Source organism: Kitasatospora sp. NPDC040550 (assembly GCF_055594965.1).
Window position 1 is genome coordinate 67,341 of the sequence record NZ_JBVIWC010000034.1, and the last position, 6,236, is coordinate 73,576.

At 79.2% G+C, this 6,236-nt stretch carries 5 protein-coding genes; 4 read left to right on the top strand and 1 reads right to left on the bottom strand.

Annotation, left to right across the window (positions count from 1 at the left end; all coding sequences use genetic code 11):
• From ACZ58X_RS35370 to ACZ58X_RS35385, 4 genes are all read left to right on the top strand, one after another.
• Nucleotides 1–206 (top strand): hypothetical protein (locus ACZ58X_RS35370; protein ID WP_470337673.1); only part of this gene is annotated, 206 nt, incomplete at its 5' end.
• Nucleotides 203–3,373 (top strand): hypothetical protein, encoded by a 3,171-nt coding sequence (locus ACZ58X_RS35375; RefSeq protein WP_470337674.1) that lies wholly within the window; start codon nt 203–205, stop codon nt 3,371–3,373. The genes ACZ58X_RS35370 and ACZ58X_RS35375, both read left to right, overlap by 4 nt.
• A complete protein-coding gene (locus ACZ58X_RS35380) occupies nt 3,370–3,747 on the top strand; it encodes a hypothetical protein (RefSeq protein ID WP_470337675.1) in 378 nt (125 codons plus the stop codon). Before ACZ58X_RS35375 ends, ACZ58X_RS35380 begins: the two co-directional genes overlap by 4 nt.
• 250 nt (nt 3,748–3,997) lie before the next feature.
• Complete coding sequence (locus tag ACZ58X_RS35385) at nt 3,998–4,366, top strand: hypothetical protein (protein ID WP_470337676.1); 369 nt, start codon at nt 3,998–4,000, stop codon at nt 4,364–4,366.
• Nucleotides 4,367–5,174: 808 nt separating this feature from the next.
• On the opposite strand, the gene ACZ58X_RS35390 is transcribed toward ACZ58X_RS35385, so the two are convergent.
• Nucleotides 5,175–5,402, bottom strand: coding sequence for a hypothetical protein (locus ACZ58X_RS35390; protein WP_470337677.1), 228 nt, complete (start codon nt 5,400–5,402; stop codon nt 5,175–5,177).
• Nucleotides 5,403–6,236 lie beyond the last annotated feature (834 nt).

Below are 6,236 nucleotides of genomic sequence, written 5' to 3' on the forward strand. Positions count from 1 at the left end.
ACGGGAACGGCGCACAGGGCGGCGACGGGAACGGCGGGAACGGCGGCGCCGGGAACGGCGGCGGGAACGGCGCACAGGGCGGCGACGGGAACGGCGGGAACGGCGGCGCCGGGAACGGCGGCGGGAACGGCGCACAGGGCGGCGACGGGAACGGCGGGCACGGCGGCGCCGGGAACGGCGGCGGGGACGGGGAGTCGCAGCGGTGAGCACCATCGATCAGGCCTTCGGGGCGCGGCGCTGGCTGACCCGCCGGCGCACCGACGCCGACAGCGCGGCGGCGCCCGCGACCCCGACCCCGCCCCCGGCCGCGGCCGCGCTGCACGAGGTGGGGGCGCACTTCGTCATCGCGCCCGGCACCGGGGCGGCGGCGCTGCCCGCCGCGCTCACCGACGCGCTGGCCGCGCTGGAGGCCGTGCCCGGCACCGTGACGGTGCTGGCCGCGGCCCCCGACGCCCAGCCCGTCCTGCTCGGCCGCCTCGACGACCTGGCCCGCACCGCCGCCGAACGCCACGCCGCCACCCTGGTCCTGGCCGCCTCCGCCCTCGCGGCACCACCCGCCTCCGGGCGCAGGCCCGCGCAACGGATCGCCGAGCTCGCCGCCACCAGCATCGTGGCCCCGGACGGACTCGTCACCCTGCGCCCCGACGGCACCCTCCTGAGCACCGGCACGACCGACACCGAACCGTCCTCCTGGTGGCTGTTCACCCCGGACGGACGCACCCGCCGACTCGGACCCGTGTGGCCCCTGCCCCGAACAGACACGGACACGGGCCCGGCACACGAGCGCGCGGACACGGGCACGGCACACACGGGCGCGGGCACCGGCAGCACCCGCACCGGCACCGGCACGACGGCGGCCGTAACGGTCGCCACCGCCACCGTGGCCGCCACCGTGGCGGCCACGGCGACGGCACCCGCGACGACCACGGCGGAAGCGTCCGGCGCGCACGTCCGCACCCCGCAACCCCTCGAAGCGGACCCCACCCCCCTGCCCACCGCACCGGCCCTACCGGCGGCGGGCCCGGCGCCCGCCCCCGAGACCCCCGCCGAACCCGCGGCCCGACAGGCGGCGCCACCGGCCGCCGCACCGAACCCCGCTCCCCTTCCCCCCAACCCGGTCGGAGCGAGCGGCCCGGCACCCCGGGCCGAGGCACCGGCCGAGGCACCGGCCGAGGCACCGGCCGAGGCACCGGCCGAGGCACCGGCCGTGGCCGGGCCCGCGGGGGGCACGGTCGAGGCGCTGACGACCGCGCTGGCGCACGGCTTCTGGTTCCCCGGCGCGACCGTCCCGGCCACCGTGCCGGAGCCCCTGCTGGGGGCCGCCTCGGCGCCCGGCACCCCGGTGCTGGTGGTCGGCCGCCCGCACGCGCCGTTGCCGCCGGCCGCCGACGTCGCCGCGATCGCCACCGCCATCGCCCCCGCCGTCGCCGCTGCCCGGCCCGGCCCGTCCGGCGCGCCTCCCACCGGTCTGCTGATCAGCGCGCCCTGGGCCGACACCTCGCAGCTCGTCGCCCTGGCCGGGGCGCTCGCGACGGCCCTGGGCCACGACGTGCGGGCCGCCGTCGGCCTGCCGACACGGACCGCGAGCGGCTGGTCCGCCCGCGTCCTGGGCGCCGACGGGGCCCCGGCCTGGGAACCGTGGCTGACCGAGCTGACCGCCTGCCACGCGCTGGGACGTGTGATCGCCTCCGCGTGGCGCCCCCTGCCCGCGGCCTTCGCCGACTGCGGCCCGGCACTCCATCAGGCCCCGGTCGCGGGCTGGCGCCTGGAGGCCGTCCCGGCCGGACTGTGGCTGCGGCCCGATCAGGTACCGGAGGACCGCGGCCCCCGGCTGCTCGCCCCGGACCCGGCCCGGCCGACGCTGATCGCGGGCTCGGCCGACCGGCCGGCGCCCGCCGAGGTCCTCGCCGTCCTGGAGGACCTGGTGTCCGCCCTCACCGAACCGGGCGCCCCCGCCCCGCGACTGCTCCTACCCGCCACCCCCGCCATCCGGCGAACCCACCCGACCGGCCCCGCCGCCCCCACCCTGCACACCCCGCCCGAACTCCCCACCCCCGCCACGACGGCGACCATCACCACCCAGAGCACCACCGTCCCCACCACCCCCGCCACGGCCCCCGAACCGCACACCCCGCCCGAACTCCCCACCCCCGCCACGACGGCGACCGTCACCACCCAGAGCACCACCCCCACCACCCCCGAACCGCACACCCCGCCCGAACTCCCCACCCCCGCCACGGCGGAGAGCCCCGGCGAGCCCTCCGCCGCGTCGGAGAGCGCCACCGTCCCCACCACCCCCGCCACGACCCCCGAACCGCACACCCCGCCCGAACTCCCCACCCCCGCCACGGCGGAGAGCCCCGGCGAGGCCCCCGCCGCGTCGGAGAGCACCACCGTCCCCACCACCCCCGCCACGGCCCCCGAACCGCACACCCCGCCCGAACTCCCCACCCCCGCCACGGCGGAGAGCCCCGGCGAGGCCTCCGCCGCGTCGGAGAGCGCCACCGTCCCCGACTCCCCCGGTTCCACCGCCACGCCCCGCCTCCTCGTCCCGACCGCCGCCGGCACGACCGCCGCCGGCCGGGTGTCCACGGCCGCCGAGCGGGCCGCTTTCCGGGCCCTGCTGGGTTCGGACTTCCACCGCTACGCCGGCCGCGCCGAGCAGGCCGCGCTGCGGATGCCGGCGCTGCGCGCGCAGGCCCGCGACGACCTGCGGGACGATCTCGCCGCGGTCTACCTGCACCACGCCGACACCGGAATCCCGGTGCACCGCGCCGAGTTGGTCGAGGCCGCCCGCCGGCCCGACCGCGGCGCCGGGCCGCTGGCCCCGTACCTGGCCTGTCTGGGGTCCGGGCTGCGGCGCCTGCCCAACCACCGGGGCGCGGTGCTGCTGGGCGCCGAGGCGGGTGAGGAGGTGCTGGCGCAGTACGCGCGCGGCGCGCTGCTGGTGGAACCCGCGCCCGTGGTGGGGACCGCGGAGGCGCAGGTGGTGCCGGGCACGGACGTGGAGTTCCTGGTGTGGTCCGCCACCGGCCGCCGCACGTCGGTGATCGCCGAGGAGGGGGATCCCGAGGTGGTGTTCCCGCCCGGCACGCGTTTCCTGGTACTGGACGTCCTGCCCGGCGGCGAGGACCGCCCGGCCCGGGTACTGCTGCGGGAGGCCGGCCAGGCGCCCGCTCCGGCGGGGGCCGGGGACGAGCAGGACCGTTCCCGCCTGCTGGCCTGGCAGGCCCGCCGCGACCAGCTGCCGCCCGAACGCCTGCGGGCCCCGGCCCGTCCGCACCGGCTGCGCCTGACCCCCGGCGTCCCGACCGGCCAGGGCGCCTGCCCTGGCGGGGCCGGGTCCACCGGCCCGCGTAACCTCGCCTCATGACGGATCACGAGCGGTACGCCCTGTACCGGGAGGAAGCCAAGCTCCTGGCGGCGATCGGGGAACAGGTCCACGCCCAGGTCGGCCGTGTCACGGTGCGGTTGCCCGCGGCGCTGGCCCGGGCCGCGATGGAGGCCTGGGAACGCGACGACGAGGGCGAGCTCGGCGAGGAGACCCGCGAGGAGAGCGAACTGAGGTACCAGGCAGGCGACTTGGCGCTGATCGGCCTGGCCCTCACCGAGGACGGCCGCTGGGAGGGCGGGGAAGCCGTCGTCGACCTGCACGTCGCCTCCGCGGGAGCGGCCTTCGCCGCGTACATCGAGGCGGTGGGGCCGGCGTTCCAGCAGACCGGCCCCGCCTACCCGCCGACCCCGTAGCCCGACCCCGACACCCGACACCCGACACCCGACACCCGACACCCGGCCCGAACCGCACCCCGGACACCCGGGGCCCGACACCCGACACCCAGGGCCCGGCCCGGGGCCCGTAGCACCTCCCGGCGCCCGGGGCGCGGCGGCGCGCCCCTGTCGGATGTCAGGGACCGCCGGCGGGCGCGCGTTCCTAGGCTGACGAGCACTGGCCCCCGCCCGGGACGCGGGGGCCGCCGCACCAGCGAGGGAGAACCCCATGCGAAGGATCACCCGTGCCCTGGCCGCCGTCGGGATCGCGGCCGCCGCGCTGACCGCCGTGGGCACCGGCGGCGCCGGCGCCGCCGTCACCGGCGACTGGGCGGGCTGCCCGTCCGGCGCCGTGTGCCTCTACCCGCAGGACCAGAACCCGGCCTCCTCCCCCAGCGCCGTGTACTGGAGCTACGGCGCCCACAACCTCAGCGGCCAGTACGGCAACCACTGGGTGCTGAACAACCAGACCGGCGGCGCCCACGCCCACCTGTGCCGGGGCTACGGCGGCGCGGACTGCGTGTACGACATCCCGGCCCAGAACGGCGTCTACTACGACCTGGGCCCGATCAACTCCCTCACCCTCGACCGCCCCTGACCATCCGCCACCTACCGGCCCGGGGTGCCCGCCGCGTCGGGGGTACGGCGGGCACCCCACCCCACCGCCCCGCGCCGGGCACGCCCGACGCGCCCGACGCGGGGCGAAACCGGCCCCGAAGCGGCCCGGACGGGCCGCTCCGAGGCCGGCGACGTGCGCGGGCACGACCGACTCCCGCCGCTCGGCGGCCCGCCAGAGGACCCGGCGGCACTCGGCAGCGACCCGGCCACCGGTGGCCGTCCCGCCGAGGACCGGGCAGAAGCAGCCGCCGCAGGCCGGGCGGGCGAGCCGGACGGGTGAGTACGGCAGGTCCTCGACGAAGACGGCACCGAGTTCACCGACTCCGGGCACAGGACGCACGAGCCAGGGGGGTGTGGCCGGGGACCTGTCCGAGCAGAAGGCCGACGCTCTGGCGCGGATGCCGCGCCAGAGCGTCGGCCTGTCCGGCGGCCTGTCCGGCGGCCTGTCCGGCGGCCAGGATGGGGGCGACGCCGGCCGACGGCGCCGGCCCGGTCCCGCTCCGCCCACTGGACGGGGCCCACGCCGGCAGTCGGTGCGGGCGGGGTGGGCGGGGCGGGCGGGGTCGACGAAGGCGAGGCCGTCGGCGGGCCGGTGATGAACGGCGCCGGGACAGGCCGGCCCCCACCGCCCCTCCCGACCACGGGCGTTGCGGCCGACGCGGTCGGCGCGCAGGTGGATGCCGACGACGGCGTCGACGTCCTTGGGGCGGACGCCGGCCCCGGCGAGCAGGCCGAGGCAGCGACCCCCGCGGCGGTGGAACACCGGGATGCCAGGGCGTTCACGATCGTCACCGACGCCGGTGTCCGCCCAGGACGGTACGCCCGCCGAAGCGCACCACCCTGGTCCGCGGGTCGCCAAGGCGGGAGCCGTCGACGGGGTCGTAGAGGCCGGCGCCCGCGCGGCGCCGGGCGGCGCCGGTGAGAGCGGGCACGATCCGGGCGGCCAGGGCGAAGGGGCCCCCGCCACTCCAGGACCCGGACGATCCGCGCGTCCCCCGGATGTCGATCCGCTCCACGACCCGGCCCTCCCGTCGCGTCAGATACCCACCGCCTGCCGCCTGCCGCCCGCTGCCTGTTGCCTGTTGCCTGCCGGTCGCCGGTCGACGCCACGGAGCCCGGGGTGAGCGGCTCAATGCCCCCTCGGCCCGCCCGGATACGCGACCGGCTCACCGACCGGCCGGTTCACCGTCCCGGGCCGTCATGGACCTGGTCGGTGATGCGAGCGCCACGGTGCGGACGGGCCGCCCCTCCCGCGGGCGGCCCGGGGCGGCGAGGCGCCGGGGGGTGCGGATCCCGGGGCCCGCGGGGGGCGGGGTCGCACGTGGCGCCGTCCGGCTCGTACCGACCGCCGGCCGAGGACGGCGAGCCGCCGCCCGGAGCGGGGAACCCGGCGCCACTGCCGCACGACAGCGCGCACGCCCCACCCACCAAGGGAATTGACACATGATCAGGCCACGGCGCCGCCCGTACTGAACGCCGCCCCGGCGCCCCCGCCCCGGCCGGCGAAGCAGGGCCCGGACACGGACCGGGGGCGAGGACCCCGCCGGGAGCGGCGCCGAGCCGCCGCGCGGCACGTACCGGCCCGACCCCGGCCCGGGCCATCCACCGATGCGCGAACCACCGGCCGCGCTCCACCCGCCCGCCCACGGACGCCGACCGTCCCCAACCACGGTCGGCCATCGACCCGTCGGACACCGAACCGGCCACCGAGCGGCCCCACCGCCCGCCGGCGGCACCGGCCCTGACGGACCCGCCGCCGGTCCACCAGGTGCGGGCCCGCACCACCCGGCCCAGGGGAGGGAGGCGGGTAGCGGGGGGGGGCACAGTGGGACGAAGCAGGGTAAAGAGGG

Excerpts from the sequence above, each read along its gene's own strand:
- ACZ58X_RS35380 (WP_470337675.1), top strand. The coding sequence starts at position 3,370 with ATGACGGATCACGAGCGGTACGCCCTGTACCGGGAGGAAGCCAAGCTC.
- ACZ58X_RS35385 (WP_470337676.1), top strand. The coding sequence starts at position 3,998 with ATGCGAAGGATCACCCGTGCCCTGGCCGCCGTCGGGATCGCGGCCGCC.